The organism is Bifidobacterium sp., from assembly GCF_050874245.1.
Classification (GTDB): domain Bacteria; phylum Actinomycetota; class Actinomycetes; order Actinomycetales; family Bifidobacteriaceae; genus Bifidobacterium.
In genome coordinates, this window is record NZ_JBNMKH010000192.1 from 1 (window position 1) to 1,326 (window position 1,326).

Genomic DNA, 1,326 nt, shown 5'->3' on the forward strand with positions numbered 1-1,326 from the left:
CTGGTCTTCCAATCGATGCGTTTCGCCTCGTCTCCCGGCTCATAGGCGTGGATATCCACGACATCGTCGGCGCCGAAGCGTTTGTTCGATTCGTGCGCGCCTTCGAGTATGCCGAGAGCCTTGCGTACCGTCGGCAGACTCAGCGTGGTTCCAAGCGTCTCGATTTTTCTGCGGATCGGATCGTCGGAACGGATCTGGTCGATCATGGAACGGGGACCGCCTGCACGATCGAATCCACCACCTGGTCGCTGGTGACGCCATCGGCAAGTGCTTCGAACGTCATCAGAATACGATGGCGCAACACTTCGTGGGCGAACGCCTTCACATCCTCAGGAATGACGTAATCTCGTCCCTGCAGGAGCGCGTTGGCCTGTCCTATGCGCACCAGCGCGATGGACGCGCGCGGCGAGGCGCCCAGCCTGACGAGCGAGGAAAGTCCTTGGACGGGCTTGGTTCCAGCGCCACGGGAGGTGGCCGCGATATTGACCGCATACTGCATGATCGCATCGGACACGTGCACACGACGTGCCGCGGAACGCAGGAATTCGACGTCGCTGATGGAAACGGTGTCACCAGTGAGCGCGTGCTGGTCTACGGTATCGGAGCCGCGGCGGGTCAGCATGGCGAGCATGCGTTGCTCTTCCTGCGCTGTCGGATAGGTCAGTACGGCCTTCATCATGAAACGGTCCATCTGCGCCTCGGGAAGATTGAAGGTGCCCTCTTCCTCGATTGGATTCTGCGTTGCGATGACCATGAATGGTTTCGGCAGCGCGATGCGTTGGCCTCCGATGGTGGTCGCGCCCTCCGCCATGGCTTCAAGCATGGCGGATTGGGTTTTGGCGTTGGAACGGTTGATTTCGTCCAGCAGTACGAAGTTGGCGTGGATCGGGCCGACCTGCGTGGTGAATTTCTGCGTGGCGAAGTCGAAGACCTGCGTGCCCACGATATCGGACGGCATGAGGTCGGGCGTGCATTGGATGCGTTTGAATGTGCCGGACACCGAGGTTGCCAGGGTCTGCGCGGCGGTGGTTTTGGCCAGGCCGGGCACGGATTCGATCAGGATGTGGCCGCCGGCCACCATGGTAAGAATAAGGGATTCGCGCAGATGCTCCTGACCGATCAGGGTCTGCGAGAAGCGTGCGCGGATGCGATCCGCCAGGGCTTTCGCCTGCTTGACATCGTCTGCGGCCAATGTTGGTGCTGCGGCAGGCGTGGGCATGGTTCGTGCCGGGGCAGGCTGTGCGGGCATCTGCGGTTTCGGAGGGAAAATAGCCATGCGCCCCATGGTAGCCAAGCGCGGTGACGCTTGGCTGTGCGGCGAAAGAC

General features: G+C 61.5%; 1 protein-coding gene and 1 pseudogene. Both read right to left on the reverse strand.

Translation table 11 applies throughout. The features are described from left to right. Window positions 1-206: pseudogene (locus ACR0P8_RS09795) on the reverse strand (DUF58 domain-containing protein); the annotation flags it as partial. Further along, window positions 203-1,276 (reverse strand): AAA family ATPase, encoded by a 1,074-nt coding sequence (locus tag ACR0P8_RS09800; protein WP_432624863.1) that lies wholly within the window; start codon window positions 1,274-1,276, stop codon window positions 203-205. The pseudogene ACR0P8_RS09795 and the gene ACR0P8_RS09800, both read right to left, overlap by 4 nt. Window positions 1,277-1,326 lie beyond the last annotated feature (50 nt).

Bases quoted from the DNA above. Each gene is read 5' to 3' on its own strand.
- ACR0P8_RS09800 (WP_432624863.1), bottom strand. From the start codon at position 1,276: ATGGCTATTTTCCCTCCGAAACCGCAGATGCCCGCACAGCCTGCCCCG.